This window comes from Peribacillus sp. GL_122, from assembly GCF_057835005.1.
Map to the genome: position 1 here is coordinate 4,820,992 of NZ_CM174415.1, position 19,219 is coordinate 4,840,210.

Below are 19,219 nucleotides of genomic sequence, written 5' to 3' on the forward strand. Positions count from 1 at the left end.
GTCTGTAACCCTCTTCATATTGATACCAAGCTCATTCGGTTCAACGGCATCGGAGCATCCGTTTCCCCATTCCATTTACTTATCCGAGTCGAAAAAAACAGCAAAACCATTTCCTTGATATTCCAAATTACCTATAAAAAAAAGTCACCAAAACATGGCGACTTCACCTCACGATTAGGTGACTACAAGATAGTCCTTCAAGGCCTGCTGCAGCGTACCCTTTGTTTCTGCTCTATTCTCGATCTGAACCCCTGAACGGATCATTTTCGTTACCACTTCAGGGCGTAATCCTGTCACTATAGCTTTACACCCCATCATTGCCGTTCCATCGAGGATTTTCAATAAATCATTAATGATTTCAACTTCCATTTCGATGATACCGGATAAATCCAAGATCAAGGTCTGTATCCGCAGTTTACCTATCTCCTGCAATACTTTTTCCTCGATTATTTGTATACGTGTATTATCGATTGTACCAATTAATGGAAGAACGCAGGTAGTGGAAGTGACTGGAATGATCGGGACGGATAGATTTTCCACCAAGTTTTGCTGAGCCAGAATCAATTTGTCTTTGTAATCGGAGTAGCTGACGAAAAAGGATTTAAGAAATACATCAACCTTTTCATTCACTTTTTTCTCTAATTCAAAAAAGGTTTTGGATTCACTGAACACTACTTTTGCACTTTCGAACTTATAAAGAAATGTCCAAAGCGTTCTGCGGATGGCCTGAATCCATTCCAGCTTGAATGAAAGCGTCAAAGAGTGGGTTGCCCACGTAACTCCCTCTTGTTCGGCAAATGCAATCATATCCGTTTCATTCTGTTCCACTATATAACGGATGAGCTTATGGGCATTATTCAAAAGGTCGACATTTCCAATCAGCAGAATTTCTTCAATTTTACCCCTGACATTGACAGCTTCTGATAAAAGATATTCTTCAAACTCACTTTTATTCTGCAAAAGGAATTCCATTATCTTTTCTTCCTCATAAACAAAACTCACTCTTCCCCACTCCCTTTTTGAACTCCAACTGTGATTTTTGTTACTAATTACTTTCTATATTGGTGGAGTTTTTTCCTGCTAATTGCTCCTATATTAAAAATACGGATAGTAAATGGGTTAAAACCGGTTACATCTCCTCACCTGAAAAAATATTTTTCGATGCGGAAGAAAATATCAGATGGGTGGACGATTTCCCATATTTAATGGCTTCATCGACGAAGTCTTCCAGCGTTTCCATGGAAAATGTACTTATTTTAACCAAATAACTGTATTGACCGGCTAACCGGTGGCATTCCAGTACTTCCGGATGGTTCAAGCTAAATTGATAAAAGTCTTTGCATCTATCCGTTTCGAATAATATGAATGCCGTTATGCTCCTATCAAGTTTTTCAAGTGATATTTCCGTTTTATATCCTTTTATCACTCCGCTTTCCTCTAATTTATTCACACGTTCTTTCGTTGCTGGAGCCGTTAAGGAAACTTCCTGTGCCAGTTCTTTCATGGACATGCGCCCATTATTCTCCAGCAAGGAAAGTATCTTTTTATCCGTTCGATCCAATTCAATCACTCCCACTTTTTATTATTAATAGAATTCACCTAAATACATTATAAAATAAACAGAAAAGAAATGATTACGTAATTTATAATATGTATTAGGGAATTCGCTTTTTATATAATAAATACAAATATAAATAAGGGGGATTCACGATGAAAAAAGTATTGATGCTGCTATCCAATGGATTCGAAGCGGTTGAAGCAAGTGTGTTTACAGATGTATTGGGCTGGAATAAATTAGAGGGTGATGGTACGACTGATCTGGTTACGGTAGGACTTCATGAACAATTGAAATGCACATGGAATTTCATCGTGCAGCCGGAATTGACCCTCGATCAAGTGAACCTTGATGACTTCGATGCTTTGGCCATTCCAGGAGGTTTTGAAGAAGCCGGTTTCTATGAGGATGCTTATGATCAGAGGTTTCTTGATGTGATCAAGTATTTTCATGATAATAACAAAATCATAGCAACCATTTGTGTAGGCTCTCTACCACTAGGAAAAAGCGGGATATTGAATGGAAGAAAGGCCACTACATACAATCATCCAACCAGTAAGAGACAGGGGCAGCTAAAAGATTTTGGTGCGATTGTCGTTAATGAACCGATTGTCGTCACGGACAATATCATTACATCCTACAATCCTTCCACAGGATTTGACGTTGCATTTACGCTCTTGGAAATGCTCACTTCCAAAGATAATTGTAAACATGTGAAGGAATTGATGGGCTTCCATTAAGGTTGATTTCCGCTCCAGGCACTCGCTTTCCTCGGGCGGTCGGGGAGCCTCCTCGGCGCTCTTTGCGCCTGCGGGTTCTCCCCTGGACGCGCTTTTCTAAGCAGGGTTCTCGAACACCCGCTCCAATCAACTGAAACTTTTTTCAACTAAAAAAACTGCAGGCAAACTCGTTTTTTTCGAGTTCATCTACAGTCAGGGGTTCCGAATGAATTCGGAACCTTTTTCACGTTACTTCCAATAAGCCAATGAACGGGTTTTCATTGATTCACGGAACTGTTTTGTTGATTCTGGCAGGATTTTATTCGTTGCATAATCGATGATGGCACCATACTGGCGAATGACATCCAGACTATCCAGCTCGCCATTGGCGAATTTATCTTCCACGCTTTCTATGTTTTCCTCAAGCCATTGTTTACGGTTGTTCCTGATATACGCCCTAGCTTGTTCTGTTGCTTCAACATCTATTTCGAATAAATCGAGATCTTTATCGATTTCCTTGATCACGACTCCATAGTCTTTTTTGGCTCGCTCAATTGAAACATACTCATCAATAACATCTTCCAAGACATCTTCGGGACTTCTTTCAAGCGGATCTCCCAGTCCCCCGCCCCCAGCGGATGGGCGTACAAAGGAATCTCCTTGCTGCACCTTCACATTTGAGAAAATCGCACCTAAATATCGTTCGTCTTCTTTACCCGGATTCAGCCATGCTCCATGCGGGGAAGAAGGAAGCCCTCCAAAAATCCCCCATGTTATTGAACGGGAACGGTCACAGCAATAGGACATGACGGTGTTTTTGACATTCGTGAGTGTTCCGCCCTTTTCTACACCGCACCCGCCGCGGTATTTCCCCGGCCCGGCAGAGTCGGTGATGATTTCATGCTTCATCGTCACGACAGGTGACAATCTTTCTTGCCCTTCGCAAGGCTGTACACTGAGGCCCAAACCGAATGTCGGCGAAGTGGCGTTCACACCGTCCCGGTCATAGCGTCCTCCATGACCGCCGGCCATCCAGTCATACCACATGAAGTATTTATCTTGCTCCTGGCGTTGATCCCAACCGCCGATAAGTAAATACTCCAGGTTAAATGAGCATGCGATCGCTCTTTCCGGCATGATGTTGGACCAGAGCTCGAAGCACGCACTCATGATTTTTTCATAGGCCCCTGAACAAAAACCGGTTACGGCAATCGGTGCCGGGGCATTGACGACGGAGTTTTCCGGCAGTTCGATCTTCACCACTCTGTAAAAGCCGGAGTTCAAAGGTATTTCAGGAAAGAATGTCTTGGTTCCCGAGTATGCTGCTGATAAAGATGCCCCGAAACCGGCATTCAAAAAGCATCCGATATAAGAATGCGATCCAGAAAGATCATAATGGATCTCGTCATCCGTGATGGTCATCTTAACCCGGATCGGGATCAGACCGTCTCCGGCTTCCGGGTCCATATCAATATAATCAACGGTCTCCCAGGTTCCATTCGGTAAAGCCGCAACCTTGGCCCTTGCCAATCGCTCCACATAATTCTGAACTTCCGCAAAGGCAGACAAAGTCGTATCGATTCCATACTTCTCGATGATGGCAAACAACTGGCGCTCGCCTACCTTGGCCGCTTCCACTTGAGCACGAAGATCGCCGACACGTTCCTCAGGGACGCGCATGTTCGAAACGAGCACATTGACGACATCTTTTAAAAATGTTCCTTTACTATATATCCTTAGAGGCGGAATCCTTACTCCCTCGCCGAAATGTTCCTTGGCATTGATATCAAAGGAGCCAGGTGTCGAGCCCCCCATGTCGGCCCAGTGGCCATTCGTCTGCGTGAACGCAATGAGCTTGTTCTCATGAAAGACTGGCAAGAGAACCCGTGTGTCATTGAAATGAGTACCGCCCCGATACGGGTCATTGACCAAGAATACGTCCCCGGGATGGATATCACCATCGAAGTCCTCGAGCACCGCCTTTGCCGTTAGATGCAGTGTTCCTACATGAACCGAAATATCCTGCGTCCCTTGCATGACTGTATTTCCTTCTGCATCACAAAGCGCACAGCTGAAATCCCGATTATAAATGACGAAGGAATAGCATGTCCGAAGGATTTGTTCAGCCATCTGATCTACAAGGTTAACGAAGCCATTTTTTATCACTTCAAATGTCACCGGATCTAAACCTGTTCCAACTCCAGATTGGTCAATTAACTGTTTATTCGACAATGAAATCCACCTCTTTTTATTTATTTTGGGAAAGAATCAAGTTTCTGTATTTATCAACTTTTGCCGTGAAATTTGGCGGAATGACAGTCGTTGTATCAAGCTGATCCACTATGGCAGGTCCCGAGATTTCAGAAAAGGCCGGAATGAGTTCCCGGTTATACACGTTCGTATTCACATACCCTTCCTCTTCGAAATAGACATCACGCGTTTCCTTCAAGGCATCAGCAAGTGTGCCCCCTGGTTCATAAGTCGGGAATTCAGGTTTTGGCACAGTTCCGATAGCCGTAACGAGCAGCCCGTAGATTTCCACAGTCTGTTCTTTATCGGAGAAAGAAAATTCCCGTTCATGCTCTTGATGGAAACGATCAAGGGTCTCTTCCAATGAAGAAATCGGGCAATCGACTTCTATCGCCAATGAACGCCACTGTCCCAAATACCTCATGTCAATATAGCGCACCAATGTGGAAGCTTCCTTAGCGACCCCTTCTTCTTGCAATAACTCCGCTGCCTCTTTTTCCATTCCGATGAATTCCTTCTCTAAATCCTTTAACGATACATCCTTGACGTTCTTGACATAGGTTTTGGATATATCATGACGAACATCGACCAACAGGCATCCCATTGCGGCGGCAACACCCGGATGCGGCGGGATGATGACAGTCGGGATTTCCATTTCCTTGGCCAGGTACGCTCCATGCAAGGGTCCAGCCCCGCCGAAAGCCACAAGTGCAAAGTCGCGGGGGTCGTATCCCCTTCTGACTGAAATCAGCCTTAGCGCATCACACATATTGGCATTGGCCACCCGTGTGATGGCATTCGCCGCTTCTTCAATCGTATAATCGAATTTCTTGGCGATCTTATCCACGACTTCAATCGCTTTTTGTTTATCAAGTTCCATTTGTCCATCCAATAGTTTTGTGCCAAGCCGTCCCAATACAATATTGGCATCGGAATTGGTCGGTTCCACGCCACCCCTGCTATAGCAAGCAGGTCCAGGAACCGCGCCTGCACTTTGAGGGCCATTGCGTAAAGAACCGCCTTCATCCACCCAAGCTAAGCTTCCGCCTCCTGCTCCTATCGTCAAGATTTCGATACTTGGGAATCCAATCGGATATCCATACTCGATATACCAATCTTTAGTAATCCGCAAATCACCTTCATGCATCAAGGAAATATCGGTGCTCGTTCCTCCCATATCCAGCCCAATTGCATTATTGAACCCGCAAAGCTGGGCGATATGTTTACTGGCAATAGCACCTGCAGCGATTCCGGAACTTGCCAGCCTTGCCGCATAACGGGGTACGGTTTGGGATGTCATTACCCCTCCGCCGGAGTGAAGCACTAATATGTCATCTTCATACCCCCGTTTATTCATTTCACCTTCAAGGGTTTTAATATAGTTGCTGACAGTCGGTCCTAAAACCGCATTGACGATCGTCGTACTCATGCGCTCATGCTCAAAAATCTCAGGAAGGACTTCACTTGAAATGCATATATAAACTTCCGGGAGTTCCTCCTGGATGATTCGTTTCACTTTCACCTCATTGCTTCCATTTACATACGAGTTCATGAAGCAAACCGCAATTGATTCGGTACCGCGTCTTTTTAATTTCCTTGCCAGTGACCGTACTTCCTCTTCATTGATTTCCGTCAAGACATTCCCTGCAAAATCGATGCGCTCTTCCACTTCAAAACGGTCTCTTCTTTGGATATACGGTTTGGCTACATCATCATATGTATCCCATAACTCAAGCTTGGTTCCTCGGCGGATTTCCGATACATCCCGAAATCCAGCGGATGTGATCAATGCTGTCTTTGGCAATTTCCTTTCAATCAAGGCATTGGTGCCCACTGTTGTACCATGGGAAAACACTTTAATATTTTCACAATCTATTTCCGCCTTTGCAATTCCATCCAAAATGCCGATTTCTGGATTCAGAGGAGTCGACGACGTTTTCGTGATTGAAATTTCCTTCGTGCTTTCATCAAAAACGAACACATCCGTAAATGTTCCTCCTACATCAATTGCGAGCCTAGTTTGCTTCGTACCTATCATTTAATTCCCACCCCTGCTACAAGATTTAAAATAATTTATACCTTTTGACATTGCTTCGTGCCCATTTCACCGCTTAATTGTGTGAAAGAGTGTCAGCCAGCCGCTGGATTTTCTTAGGCCAAAAAAGGGACAAGATGAATGATGAAATAAAAAAAACCAGTCATATCAATAAAAAATCATTGATATAACTGGTTTTTGATCTAGGTTTAGCTTCGCTGGGCGGCGAAGTCTATTAGATTCGACAGTTATTATAGAATTCATCTTTTAAATCACCAAGTCCATTTAAGGCGATGGCAGAGTAGTATTTGCTAGATAAAACTACCTGTTCACTATGGCTATATACTTTATCTTACGTCAATCCACCATAAAGTCAAGGGTATTTTTTAGAATAGTCAAACAACTTACAAGGGTAAGAAGTTTACAAAAATAAGTAAAATTAAGGAACCATAACTGTTTCGCTATGCTTACACAACATTATCAGGTGTTTCCGATGTGCCTTCCTCACTGTTTTTGAGGTAAACTTCAGAAATTCCATTCATGCCTTCCGATAGTTGTGCTTTAGTATATTCCATACTGCCAACCAGTTTATGAAACTTCTTATCATCATTCTCGTCTGTAAGTTTAGATTCTGAATCAGTCACATTTTTTCACCTCCATCATTTAGGATGGCAAATCAAGATGGAAATATGTATGACAGGCGATGATGATAGACACCCTCAAAGTCCATTTTAGGTAAAGAATGGAACCTTCCAGCAGAATCTGTACTTAAATAAGCGAGAAAAGATTATTTTATGAATCTTTTTTTTAAAATCAGCTGTTTTCATGGAACTAAAGGGATATACTATAGTTTAGCTTTTATTACATTTTTGTTAGTATTTTTTCTTGCCACACATTGTGTAATATTTTACAAGTTTTTCTATTTACATCAACAAAATGCTTATTGCAAAGGAGAATTGGATATGTCAGAAACGATTACCCAATCACAAACTGAACAACTTAATGCCAGCCAAAAACAATTAGATGTACTGGACCAATTATTAAACCCTGAGGTTCAGGAATCATTGAACACTTTAGTTGAGCAGTTACCAAAACTAACTGAGTTAGTGAATATTTTAACAAAGTCTTATGATTTCGCTCAATCGGTTGCGACTGATGATGTTTTGAAAAACGATACGGTCAGCGCCATTTCGGAGATCGCGACACCTGTAGTCGATTCAGTGAAAGGGCTTGCGGCTACTGCCATCGAAGCTAAGGATCGTGCTGAAGTGAATCATGACGTGATCGGTCTTTTTGGTCTGTTAAGAATGATGAAAGACCCTCAAGCACAAAAACTTTTCCGTTTCGCCCAAGCTTTTCTTGAAGTCTCTTCAGAACGTAAAAACCAAAAATAATTTGATAAACTTTCAATCAGTAAGGACGGGGGATTAACTATGTCAAAACAAATCGTCATCTTAGGTGCAGGTTACGCTGGATTGCTATCTGCCTTATCCGTACGTGAATATTACAAAAAAGATGAAGTACAGGTTACAGTGGTGAACCAATTTCCAACACACCAAATCATCACTGAATTGCACCGTCTTGCAGGCGGATCCATTTCTGAACAAGCTGTTTCCATTCCGTTGGAAAAACTTTTCAAAGGAAAAGATATCGACCTTATCATTTCCAAAGTGGATTCTTTCTCAGTCGATAACAAAGAAGTGAAACTTGCCAATGGTTCCACTTTATCTTATGATGCCCTGGTTGTTGCTTTAGGAAGCCAAACAGGATTCTTCGGCATTCCGGGACTTGAGGAAAACAGCATGGTCTTGAAATCCGTAAACGATGCAAACAAGATTTACAAACATATCGAAGATCGCATCCGCGAATTTGCACAAACGAATAATGAAGCGGACGCAACTATCGTGATCGGCGGCGGCGGATTGACGGGCGTCGAGTTAATCGGTGAAATCGTGGATCATTTCCCTAAAATCGCCAAAAAATTCGGAGTGGACTTCAAGGACTTGAAAATCAAGCTTGTAGAAGCTGGTCCAAAAATCCTTCCGGTCCTGCCTGACCACTTGATCGAACGTGCGATGACAAGCTTGGAAGCACGCGGCGTTGAATTCTTGACAGGTCTGCCTGTAACGGGTGTTAAAGGAAATCAAATCGAATTGAAAGATGGACAAACGATAACGGCCAATACGCTTGTTTGGACAGGCGGAGTTGCGGCTCTTCCAATCGTAGGCGAATCCGGCCTTGAAGTGGATCGCGGCAAAGCGACCGTTAATGAGTATTTGCAATCCAAATCCCATAATGACGTATTCGTTGTCGGGGACAGTGCCGTTGCGTTCCCTCCAGAAGGCGGCCGTCCATACGCTCCTACTGCACAAAATGCTTGGCAAATGGGTGAGCTTGTTGGATACAACCTATATGCAGCCTTTGAAGGCAAGAAACTTGAAGAATTTTCACCTGTAAACTCAGGTACACTTGCGAGCCTTGGCCGTAAGGATGCGGTGGCAACCGTTGGGGCCAATAACACTTCCCTTAAAGGCCTTCCGGCTACATTGATGAAAGAAGCAAGTAATGTTCGCTATCTATCACACATCAAAGCCCTATTCAGCTTGGCTTATTAATTTATTATAGCCGTGACGTGACATCCAGTTCATTGATATGTCCGCGGTACATGCCCTTTCTTCCCGGTCATCGGGATTAAAGGGCATTTTTTTCATGAATTTATTATAATGCCTGATCATGATGCAATGATTGACGAAAGATGTTAACAATGGACGGTACTCCATTTTGTTGCTTATCCATTCTATAAATCTCCTGGGATTAGGCAACTCTCCTAAATCCTCTCCGTTAATTTTTATTAGCCCGTTTGTCATTAACTGACGCTCAAGTATGTACGATACTGCATATCATAAAATTAACCTTATTAAAGGAGGAGTTTGTATGCCGAAAGGGAAAAAAGGAAAAGCAGCTTCATCTGGCAGTTCATCTACCGGTAGCACTTCTACTGGTAGCACTTCTACTGGCAGCAAGTCCACTGGAAATAAATCCACTGGAAAATAATCTACTGGCAGCACAACTACTGGCAACACAGCTACTGGTATCATAACTACTGGTATCACATATACAACAACAACATCTACTTCATCAAGAGCTCGTCCACTGGACGTGGCAAAAAAAGAAGAAGATAGATAGTCAAATATAAAATGCTTCAGCTTGATTAATCCCTGATTGATCAAGTGGAAGTATTTTATGATATTACGGCTTCATTAAGGTCAAGACTGTCCATAAAACAACTTATACAAGGAAGGAAGGTGAGTGTATGTCTTATCATATTCCATCTTATTTCTTAATGATAGAAGAAGAAGATCTAGAAGATTTACGTGCGGATATTTGGAGCGATGACCCTATTCCCGCCCATTTGAAAGTAGAAAACGACATTTATGTTATCGATATTGCCTATCGGGGCTCTTATACCCGCAAATTCCGGAAAAGATCCTATTGGATTGATTTCATCGAGCCAGAACGATTCTTTGGCGCCCACAAAATCCATCTCAATGCAGAATACAGGGATCCTTCCCTCATTCGCAATAAACTCTCACTCGATTTCTTTCAAGACCTTGGTGTCCTTTCCCCTCATAGCCAACACATCAACCTATTCCGAAATGGCACGTTTAAAGGTGTGTATTTACAATTGGATTCCGTCGATGGGGTTTTTTTAGAAAAAAGAGGACTTCCTGCCGGCCCGATTTATTATGCTGTCAACAATAATGCCAACTTTTCATTGGAAAGGGACGGGAAAGCGAAAGACTCCCTTACGTCAGGCTATAAACAAGCGTTTGGCAAACCCGCCGATGATGAATATCTAATCGAATTCATCAAAAAAATCAACACCACCCCACTTGCAAAGTTTCCTGAAGTAGTCTCGCAGCATCTTGATATCCATAAATACTTACGCTGGCTGGTTGGAGCCGTTTGCACCATGAATAACGACGGTTTCACTCATAACTATGCACTATATCGCAATAGTAAAACGAAGTTATTTGAAATCATTCCTTGGGATTACGATGCCACTTGGGGACGCAAAGTCAGTGGGGGGATCATGGAGCACACATATGTCCCTATCGGAGGGAAAAAGACAAACCACCTTATTCCTCTGCTCTTGCAGGTTCCGGAATACAGTAAGTTCTACAAAGACCTCTTGGTTGAAACATTGGAAACCACATTTACTGTGAAGCATATGGAAAATAAAGTATTACCACTGCACCAGGGCATACGCCCCCACATCCTTCTTGATCCATATAAAAAGAAAAAGATTGATCTATTCGACAAAGAACCGGAATTCATCTTCGAATTCATCCGCAAACGCAGTGATTACTTAAATAAGCACCTTGGTGGCCTAGATGAAAAAAATGCCACGACACAACTGATAGCCAAACAGGACCGAAAAGGGGGAGTTGCTTCCGTGTCACCAATCTGCATTAAAAATACGGGGAAGTATGGCAGGGGAGTATATGCTACAAGGGATATTAAAAAAGATGAACTCATTGAGGTATCACCTGTCATCATTTCACCCAAACATGAATGGAAATATCTAAAGAAAACCGCACTCTTTCCTCACTGTTTCTATTGGGGAGATGACGATGAAACTGTCATTGCCTTAGGAAATGGTTCACTATTCAATCATTCATACACTCCAAATGCGACATTCGATAATAATTTAGAAGATTTAACGATAGACTTTTATGCACATAAAGATATAAAGGCTGGCGAGGAAATAACGATCAATTACAATGGTGAACCTGATAATAAATCCCCGTTATGGTTCGATGTCATCGAGTAGGCGTTTTTTGCTTCCATTTTATTTTGAAAGAATCCATTTTGAAGGAGAATTGATCAAAATGGATTCTTTTTTTATTCAGTTTTCTTCGCTAATGCAAGGACTCTTTAACTTACATTTTATTCGGCGCTGAAATTCCCAATAAACTTAGCGCATCCTTTAATACAATCGCTACGGAAAAAGCGAATGAGAGCTTCATTTGTTTCCATTCATCTTCAACCAAGATTTTCGTATGTGCATAATACTTATTGAATGCACGCGATAAATGCAAGCTGAATTTCGCGATTTGTGATGGATCGGCTTGTTCAAATGATTTTTGGACAATGATCGGGTATTGCTCCAACATCTGGATGACCGGCCACGCATATTCTCCTAAAGCTTCAAAAGTGATGGACTGCTCTTTAAATTCACCTTTTTCAAGCAATGAGGAAATTCGCGCAAATGTGTACTGTACATATGGACCCGTTTCTCCCTCAAAATTCATCATTTGCTCTAATGAAAAATCAATATCGTTCATGCGGTTATTTTTTAAATCATTAAAGATTACCGCTCCGACACCAACCTGTCTTGCAACCAGTTCTTTCTGTTCAAGCGCTTGATTTTTTTCTTTAATATTGCGCTTCGCAGTTTCGATTGCCTCTGCCAATACATCCGCAAGCAGCACGACTTTCCCTTTACGTGTCGACATTTTCTTGCCGTCTTTTAACATCATGCCAAATGCTACGTGCTGCAAATCTTTTGACCAATCATATCCCATTTTTTCAACGACGTTAAAAAGTTGCTTAAAGTGCAGGGATTGTTCGTTCCCGACAACATAAAATGTTTTCTTCGCCCCGTACTGTTTTTTACGATACATGGCTGCAGCCAAATCACGCGTCGCATAAAGTGTCGCCCCATCGGTTTTCGTAATCAAACAAGGCGGCATATCTTCCAATTGCACGACATAGGCACCTTCGGATAGGGTAAGCAAGCCCTTTTCTTTTAGTTCCCCGACAACAGCATCCATTTTGTCATTGTAAAACGCTTCTCCGGCATAGGAATCAAAACGGATGCCCAATAAATCATAAATCGTCTCAAATTCTTTTAAGGACGCATCCCTGAACCATTTCCATAATGCCAGTGCTTCCTCATCCCCATCTTCAAGCGACTTGAAACTTGCGCGTGCTTGTTCATTCAACGATTCATCCGTTTCAGCTATTTCATGGAACTTCACATAGATTTTCAATAATTCCTGAATCGGCGAAGCTTCAATTGCCTCTTTGTCGCCCCACAGCTTATACGCGACGATCAACTTGCCGAATTGCGTGCCCCAATCTCCTAAATGATTAATACGCACGGCATTGTAGCCATTTTTTCCGGCAATGTTAGCCAGTGCATTCCCTATGACCGTTGAGCGTAAGTGCCCCATGGAAAAAGGCTTGGCAATATTCGGGGATGAGTAATCAATCACGACATTTTCCTGTACAGGCTGCAGTGAACCATACTGATCCTTTTCCCTTAATATCGTTTGCAGCGCGTTTTCCGTCACCATCTGTTGATTGACGAAAATATTCAGATAACCACCCACAACGTTTACTTCTTGGATCAAATCACTGTTTAATTGTTGGGCTATTTCAGATGCAATCACTTGAGGCGATTTTTTGAATTTTTTTGCAAGAGTAAAACACGGAAAGGCGACATCACCTAACTCCATCAATTTAGGCTTTTCCATTAATTTTTCTATTTCACTTGCTGGCATTTCATTGTTCAAAGCAGTTGAAATCAATTCTGCAATTGGTTTATTCATCGACATTTTCCCTCCTAAACAAAAAAGCCCCCGCCTCTAAATAAGAGACGAGAGCATGAATTCCCGTGGTACCACTCTAGTTGCCACAAATTGTGACCACTTTCCATTGTTAACGAGGTGACTCCCCGATGTTCCCTACTAAACGTTTCAAGAAATTTCTCCAAAGTGCGCTTCATTCATCCGTCCTGCATTAGGCTCCCACCATCCCTAACTCGCTTTCCATTTCGAAATGAACTACTCTCTTCATCACAGAATTTTCAATATTATAATTTAATCCATCGTACACAATTTAAAAAAACGTGTCAACAGGATTTAGGAAACAAATCCTAACCAGCCGGTAACTTCATTTTATCCTTGATGGTCGAAAAATATTTCCTTACGGTCCCTATTGTGTCGCTTTGCTTATTAGACGCTTCCATTTTGGATTGACCATCGGCTAACAGCCCTAACACTCCCATTTCCCGGCCATTATTGCTGGGAGACTCATCTATAAGTTCTGGGGAGTATATTCGCTTGCCGTCCATTATGCCGCGAATCGAGCAGGCTAACTCTTCACCCGAGCTATCCTTCAATAAATAACCACTTACATTAGCTTTTAATGCGAGTTGAAAATAACCAGTCCTTCGAAATGTCGTTAAAATGACCACTTTGCATTCAAATGACTTTAATGCTTCTGCTGCCTCAAGTCCGTTCATTACAGGCATCTCCATATCCATGATACACACATCAGGCTGTAATTGGTGTACAAGGGCCATCGCTTCTTCTCCATTACTGGCTTGCCCGACAATTTCTATATCTTCTTCAAGATTGAGTAGAGAACTTATTGCCTCTAACAGCATTTGCTGATTCTCTGCAATGACAATTCGAATCATTTTAAGTTCTCTCCTTTATCGAGTTCCTTATATGAAACAAAGACTCCCCAAAATCCAAGGATTAATAAGGGAGTCTGAAATGATACATGAACGTTACAGTTCAGATTTCACTTGAGCGGAAACGCTTTTTTTCGTTAAATATTTTATGTCTTTGAAGCTAACAAAATTCTTGGATTCCTCATCCCATAAACGGAAACGGAGTGAGCGCAAGCTTGTCGCAAGAGTAATCGTTGGAACGTTCTTTAAAGGCTGCGTATTATTGTGAGCCATTTCCAATTTATAGTTAGGTACCCTTGGACTTAAATGGTGAACATGATGGTAACCGATATTACCAGTAAGGAACTGCATCAGTTTTGGAAGCTTATAAAAAGAACTTCCCTCCACTGCTGCTAATACATATTCCCACTCCTCATTTTCTTCAAAATAAGAGTCCTCAAATGTGTGCTGGACGTAAAACAGCCAAATGCCCACTGAACCAGAAATCATGAAAATGGAACCTTGTACCAGAAGGAACGACTGCCAGCCTACTGCCAGGCAAAGCAATGTTGCTAATACGACGATTAAAGCATTCGTCAAATACGTATTCATTTTCTCCTTCTTTCTAGCACCTTTACGGTTAAATCTATTTTTAAGAAGGAATACATAAATTGGACCTAAACCAAACATAACCAATGGATTGCGATAAAAACGATAGGCAAAACGAATTTTAAGCGGTGCAGCCAAATATTCATCTACCGTAAGGGTCCAAATATCTCCTGTACCCCGCTTATCCAAATTACCGCTTGTTGCGTGATGCACAGAATGCTCATGCCCCCACTGATCAAACGGGAATAAAGTCAAAACACCCATGATCGTACCGACTGCTCTATTCGCACGGCGGCTTTTGAAAAATGAATGATGCGTACAATCATGGAAAATAATGAATATTCTTGTCAAGAAGCCAGCAGCAATCACGGCTGGAATTAAAGTTAACCAATAAGAAACGGAAAGACTTATATATGCTAGGTACCATAAAATAATGAACGGCCCCAAGGTATTGACGATCTGCCATATACTTTGCTTTGTCGTTGATTGTTCAAAAGGAGCAATTTGTTTTTTCAAGTTTTTTGTATTTTGCAAGGTCATTATTTAATTGCACTTCCTTTTATTTGTCGTTATTTCATATTATAAAGAAATCAACCTGAAATTATTAGTACCAGGTGTCATGACTAGAAGATGACAAATGTCATGTACAAGTCATTTCCAACGGCAAGCGTAAAAAAGGCCAACCAGAAAAAACTGATTAACCTGTTCATATGTTTAGGATTTCGTTATCTTGAAATAACAGGTAGCCTTACTTTAAGAACGGGACTGTCAATATCAGGCTTACATTCCCAGCAGTAAGCAAAAATAATTCGATCTACCCTAGAGTGGAACTACAAACAGAATCGTAATTAGATTCCCTATTTTCTTCTATATAGAGCCTTTCCACAATGTACCTCTATTTTATGACGATTCTCCATAGTAAACTGGTAAAGTTAAATTTTACAAAGGGGAATAAAATAATTGTGAAAAAATTCTTTGGATGTTTTATTATATTAAGCCTTCTTTGTGCATGTCTCTTTCCAACCAATGGTAATTCATCAAACAAAACCCTTTACATAGGTTCTGTTAAAGTGGACAATACAAAAGTTTTTAGTTCTCCTAAATTAGGTTCCACTCAATTAAAGCCCTTAAAAAAGGGCGAGGAGTTTCCCGTCATTTCTTCTTCCGTTGGGGATTCCGCGGGGCCTATTATCCATAAAGTAAAGGCTGGAAACACATTATGGAAAGTAGCAAATCAATATGGTGTTTCAGTAAGTGAGTTACAAAAAGAAAATAAATTACCTTCGACCGAAATAAATGTTGGCCAAAACCTGAAGATTCCCCAGAAATATAAGATCCATAAGGTTGTATCAGGAGATATATTGTGGAAGATTTCTACTAAATATAAGGTAACCACAAGTGATTTGACGAAATTAAACAACTTACATACGGTTACCCTTAAAGTTGGCCAAAAATTGAAGATTCCTGATTATTACTACCAAGTTCAATTGCTTGATGGTAAAAAGGGATGGATAAAGACATCCCAGCTTCAAAAAAAGGCGCAAAAACCTATCGTCATGGGCTGGACGCATAATGGATCGAAAGAAAACTACACCCAACAAATTAAACAACCTAATTTAAATGTAGTATCTCCCCGTTCCTATACGCTGAAGGATTCCGGTAATTTCGTTTCCGTTTCTGCGGATGCAAAATTCGTCCAAAACGCCCATAAGCAAGGAAAACAAGTTTGGCAGCTTATCGGAAATCAATTTGACCCTGTTTTAACTGGTTCTGTACTAGGCAATACAAAAAAACGCCAGAAATTAGTATCAACTTTACGTGATTCACTTGTTAAAACTAAAAGTGATGGAATAAATGTAGATTTTGAAAACATCGATCCAAAAAACAAGAAGGACTTTGTACTTTTCATAGGCGAACTGAAAAAGGCACTAAAACCGCATGGAATTAAAGTATCCGTGGATGTCACCCGAGAAAATGAAGACCCTTTTTGGTCAAAAAGTCTGGATAGGAAAGCACTTGGCAAAATAGCAGACTACATCATCATAATGGGTTATGACGAGCATTGGGGAGGGAGCCCAGTAGCCGGGTCCGTTTCCTCGTTACCTTGGATCAAAGAAGGAACTAAGCTTTTAATGAAAGAAGTACCCGCCCATAAGATCATATTGGCTGTACCATTTTATACGAGAGAATGGGTAACCGATTTATCGACCAAAAAAGTGAAAAGCCATGACCGTACCATGGCAGAGGTCAACAAAATCATTTCATCTCATAAACTTAAAAAGGTATGGGATAAAAAGACTCAACAAAATTACGTGGAGTATACTTCCAAAGGGGAAAAGCATCAAATATGGATAGAAGATAAAAAATCGATGAAGCTCCGTATTGACCTGGTAAAGCAAAATCATCTAGGCGGTGTATCTGCTTGGTACCTTGGATCAGAAACCCCCGACATTTGGGATGTATATCATTTTAATCAATAGATTGATAGAAAAACCATAAAGAAAAAAGGCCTCACATTGTGTGTGGCCTTTTTTGCACGACATCATTTTCATTCGGTTTTGTCGTCTTAAGTGAATAGAGCACCCCAATAAATATCAATGAAATACCCAAGATTTGAATCCTGTCCGGCTGAAATCCTGAAAGCAGAATATCCAAAAGGATGGCCACTGCCGGATCGACAAAAATCATGAAAGATACTACATTTGTAGGCAAATGGCGGATACTATTAAAAAACAGAAGATACACGACGCCTGTATGGATGATGCCGGTAAGTACAGTATAAAACCATTCGGAAGATTTTAGCGTTGTGTAGACTGAAAAATCGACAAAAGGAATCAGTAATAGAAATCCAATGAACATTTGCAGAAAAGTTGTCGCGTATACACTTGTCTTTGAAATGCTCTTTCCTAAAAGCATCGTTGCCGCATAGAAAAATGCAGCAATGATCCCATAAATGATCCCTTCCCATTCAGGGGTTGATGATCGAAATCCATCTGTTCCCATAATGAATAATGTGCCAGTGAAGCAAAGTGAAATGGCCAGGATGGAGAATAAACTCATTTTCTCCCTGAAGATGAAGCTCCCGATAATGAGTACAATGATCGGGGCTAAATGATAGAGCGAAATGGCTATTGTCACGGATATCAGTTCGAAAGATTTAAAAAGGAATATCCAGTTTAACAAGTTGGTCACTGCGCAAAATATGATGAGCATTACCTCTCTGGAATTCCATATTTCATTCTTGAAATGTCCTGTAATCATCCATGCTGCACATAAGAAAATGGCAGCACAGATGCAGCGAACAAAAACCAGTTCCAATGCCGGAAGTCCTGATAGTTCTGAAAAGAAACCGACAGAACCAAAGATCGTCATGGCTAGAGACAGTTGAAGAAGTGCTATATTATTCATTTAATTTCCCCTCAAGAAATTCCCATTTTTTACATTCATACTAACATTTCTCGGGCATGCCGTCACGTGTGATGATATTCGCCCACATTTGATCTGGAATCATTAATGTACACCTGCTATCGCGCCGCAATGTCGTCATGATCTCGTCTTCCCTGCCCTCTTTTATTTTGGCGGCCCAGTCCGGTTCCATCAGTAATTCTCTTCCTAATGCGAAAAGCGGTATATTTTTCTCAAGCACAGCATTTGCTTCCTCTGGAGTATGAATCGATCCAAGTGATATGAAACTGGTCCTGCCAGCGATGATATCACGGATGATTTCAGTCCTTGTTAACCCCATGTTCAATCCGCTTCTGGGGATGGACCAGACATTTTTAACAGAAAGATGTATATAGGAAAGCTCTTGACTTGCCAATTTATCCACCAATGCAGCTGTGTCATCCATTTTCAATCCGCCTTCTTCCGGTTCTTCGGGGGAGAAGCGATACCCAATAATGAATTCCTTGTCTGCGTATAGGTCACGGATCCGCTTCACCTCCGCGATGACGGCAAGTGGAAAATGCATTCTTTTCTCCAAATTCCCGCCCCAATGATCTCTCCGTCTGTTAGAGTGTGGTGAGAAAAACTGCTGAAGGAGATATCCATTCGCTCCATGGATTTCGACGCCATCGAATCCTGAACGAATGGCATGGCGGGTGGCTCTTCCAAAGTCTTGAATAGTGGATAGAATCTCAGTGTGGCTCATTGTCCTAGGAATGTATTCCCCGCCCATTTCTTTATAAACGCTTGCGATGATGCCACTCGGACTAACCATTTTTTCTCCGCCTGTACAGCTTGGAAGGCTCTCGCTTCCGCCATGATGAAGCTGGAGAATGGCTTTTGCACCTTTTGATTTGATTGTTTTTGAAAGCTGTGTGAGTCCTGCGATGCTTTGTTCATCATATACTTTCATTTGCCGGGGAAAGCTTGTAGCAACAGGGGAAATGGCGGCAGCGGCAGTAATGAACATGGCAGGTCCATCTGCCCTTCTTTTATAGTAAGCCAATTCCTGCTCAGAAACCAAGCCATCCTCTTGACCAGAATAAGTGGTCATAGGCGCAACTACAATCCTGTTTTTAAGAACCGTTCCATTAGAAAGCGTGTATGGTGAAAAAATTCGCTCGTATTTCCGTTTCATTTTT

15 protein-coding genes, 1 pseudogene and 1 other annotated feature are annotated in these 19,219 nt (G+C 41.5%); of the genes and pseudogenes, 6 read left to right on the plus strand and 10 right to left on the minus strand.

All coding sequences use genetic code 11. The annotated features are described in order from the left end of the window. Positions 1–174: 174 nt before the first annotated feature. Complete coding sequence (locus tag AC3ISB_RS23320) at positions 175–1,002, minus strand: STAS domain-containing protein (RefSeq protein WP_480339562.1); 828 nt, start codon at positions 1,000–1,002, stop codon at positions 175–177. Positions 1,003–1,129: 127 nt separating this feature from the next. Continuing rightward, the gene (locus AC3ISB_RS23325; protein WP_098373785.1) at positions 1,130–1,561 is read right to left on the minus strand and encodes an Lrp/AsnC family transcriptional regulator; all 432 of its coding nucleotides are present in this window, start codon (positions 1,559–1,561) and stop codon (positions 1,130–1,132) included. Positions 1,562–1,710: 149 nt separating this feature from the next. Here AC3ISB_RS23325 and AC3ISB_RS23330 point away from each other — a divergent pair, with 149 nt between their 5' ends. Then, positions 1,711–2,295 (plus strand): DJ-1/PfpI family protein, encoded by a 585-nt coding sequence (locus AC3ISB_RS23330; protein ID WP_489274564.1) that lies wholly within the window; start codon positions 1,711–1,713, stop codon positions 2,293–2,295. Between the two features lie 228 nt (positions 2,296–2,523). On the opposite strand, the gene AC3ISB_RS23335 is transcribed toward AC3ISB_RS23330, so the two are convergent. The 3 genes from AC3ISB_RS23335 to AC3ISB_RS23345 form a co-directional block, all read right to left on the minus strand. Next, positions 2,524–4,506 carry a hydantoinase B/oxoprolinase family protein gene (locus AC3ISB_RS23335; protein WP_480339560.1) on the minus strand — a complete coding sequence of 661 codons (1,983 nt, stop codon included), beginning with the start codon at positions 4,504–4,506 and terminating at the stop codon, positions 2,524–2,526. Positions 4,507–4,522: 16 nt separating this feature from the next. Next, positions 4,523–6,562 carry a hydantoinase/oxoprolinase family protein gene (locus tag AC3ISB_RS23340; protein ID WP_480339559.1) on the minus strand — a complete coding sequence of 680 codons (2,040 nt, stop codon included), beginning with the start codon at positions 6,560–6,562 and terminating at the stop codon, positions 4,523–4,525. 464 nt (positions 6,563–7,026) lie between these two features. Next, a complete protein-coding gene (locus AC3ISB_RS23345) occupies positions 7,027–7,203 on the minus strand; it encodes a hypothetical protein (RefSeq protein WP_489274567.1) in 177 nt (58 codons plus the stop codon). A 318-nt stretch (positions 7,204–7,521) separates the two neighbouring features. On the opposite strand from AC3ISB_RS23345, the gene AC3ISB_RS23350 reads away from it, so the two are divergent. From AC3ISB_RS23350 to AC3ISB_RS23365, 4 genes and pseudogenes are all read left to right on the plus strand, one after another. After that, complete coding sequence (locus AC3ISB_RS23350; RefSeq protein ID WP_377398718.1) at positions 7,522–7,953, plus strand: helical membrane plugin domain-containing protein; 432 nt, start codon at positions 7,522–7,524, stop codon at positions 7,951–7,953. A 39-nt stretch (positions 7,954–7,992) separates the two neighbouring features. Next, positions 7,993–9,174: an NAD(P)/FAD-dependent oxidoreductase gene (locus AC3ISB_RS23355; RefSeq protein WP_377407146.1), complete on the plus strand. Its 1,182-nt coding sequence runs from the start codon at positions 7,993–7,995 to the stop codon at positions 9,172–9,174. 698 nt (positions 9,175–9,872) lie between these two features. Then, positions 9,873–10,943 (plus strand): annotated as a pseudogene (locus tag AC3ISB_RS23360) (CotH kinase family protein); the annotation flags it as partial. 72 nt (positions 10,944–11,015) lie between these two features. After that, a complete protein-coding gene (locus tag AC3ISB_RS23365; protein ID WP_286178904.1) occupies positions 11,016–11,393 on the plus strand; it encodes an SET domain-containing protein in 378 nt (125 codons plus the stop codon). A gap of 109 nt (positions 11,394–11,502) precedes the next feature. Here AC3ISB_RS23365 and argS read toward each other — a convergent pair whose 3' ends face one another. The 3 genes from argS to desA form a co-directional block, all read right to left on the minus strand. Further along, positions 11,503–13,182, minus strand: coding sequence for an arginine--tRNA ligase (gene argS / locus AC3ISB_RS23370; protein WP_489274569.1), 1,680 nt, complete (start codon positions 13,180–13,182; stop codon positions 11,503–11,505). Between the two features lie 34 nt (positions 13,183–13,216). Beyond that, positions 13,217–13,435 (minus strand) — a binding site (T-box leader). Positions 13,436–13,502: 67 nt separating this feature from the next. Next, positions 13,503–14,048, minus strand: coding sequence for a response regulator (locus tag AC3ISB_RS23375; protein WP_489274571.1), 546 nt, complete (start codon positions 14,046–14,048; stop codon positions 13,503–13,505). Positions 14,049–14,141: 93 nt separating this feature from the next. Further along, entirely contained in the window at positions 14,142–15,173 is a 1,032-nt protein-coding gene (gene desA, locus AC3ISB_RS23380; RefSeq protein ID WP_480340649.1) for a Delta(5) desaturase DesA, read from the minus strand. 530 nt (positions 15,174–15,703) lie between these two features. Here desA and AC3ISB_RS23385 point away from each other — a divergent pair. Beyond that, positions 15,704–17,113 carry a LysM peptidoglycan-binding domain-containing protein gene (locus AC3ISB_RS23385; protein ID WP_489274574.1) on the plus strand — a complete coding sequence of 470 codons (1,410 nt, stop codon included), beginning with the start codon at positions 15,704–15,706 and terminating at the stop codon, positions 17,111–17,113. Between the two features lie 31 nt (positions 17,114–17,144). Here the strand turns inward: AC3ISB_RS23385 and AC3ISB_RS23390 are convergent, their stop codons facing one another. Continuing rightward, positions 17,145–18,041 (minus strand): DMT family transporter, encoded by an 897-nt coding sequence (locus AC3ISB_RS23390; RefSeq protein WP_489274576.1) that lies wholly within the window; start codon positions 18,039–18,041, stop codon positions 17,145–17,147. 40 nt (positions 18,042–18,081) lie between these two features. Then, positions 18,082–19,215 (minus strand): NADH-dependent flavin oxidoreductase, encoded by a 1,134-nt coding sequence (locus tag AC3ISB_RS23395; protein ID WP_489274578.1) that lies wholly within the window; start codon positions 19,213–19,215, stop codon positions 18,082–18,084. Positions 19,216–19,219 lie beyond the last annotated feature (4 nt).

What these genes read in the sequence shown, in the direction of transcription:
- argS (WP_489274569.1), bottom strand. Translation starts at nt 13,182, where the DNA reads ATGTCGATGAATAAACCAATTGCAGAATTGATTTCAACTGCTTTGAAC.
- AC3ISB_RS23375 (WP_489274571.1), bottom strand. Translation starts at nt 14,048, where the DNA reads ATGATTCGAATTGTCATTGCAGAGAATCAGCAAATGCTGTTAGAGGCA.
- AC3ISB_RS23330 (WP_489274564.1), top strand. Translation starts at nt 1,711, where the DNA reads ATGAAAAAAGTATTGATGCTGCTATCCAATGGATTCGAAGCGGTTGAA.
- AC3ISB_RS23355 (WP_377407146.1), top strand. Translation starts at nt 7,993, where the DNA reads ATGTCAAAACAAATCGTCATCTTAGGTGCAGGTTACGCTGGATTGCTA.
- AC3ISB_RS23350 (WP_377398718.1), top strand. Translation starts at nt 7,522, where the DNA reads ATGTCAGAAACGATTACCCAATCACAAACTGAACAACTTAATGCCAGC.
- AC3ISB_RS23340 (WP_480339559.1), bottom strand. Translation starts at nt 6,562, where the DNA reads ATGATAGGTACGAAGCAAACTAGGCTCGCAATTGATGTAGGAGGAACA.
- AC3ISB_RS23390 (WP_489274576.1), bottom strand. Translation starts at nt 18,041, where the DNA reads ATGAATAATATAGCACTTCTTCAACTGTCTCTAGCCATGACGATCTTT.
- desA (WP_480340649.1), bottom strand. Translation starts at nt 15,173, where the DNA reads ATGACCTTGCAAAATACAAAAAACTTGAAAAAACAAATTGCTCCTTTT.
- AC3ISB_RS23395 (WP_489274578.1), bottom strand. Translation starts at nt 19,215, where the DNA reads ATGAAACGGAAATACGAGCGAATTTTTTCACCATACACGCTTTCTAAT.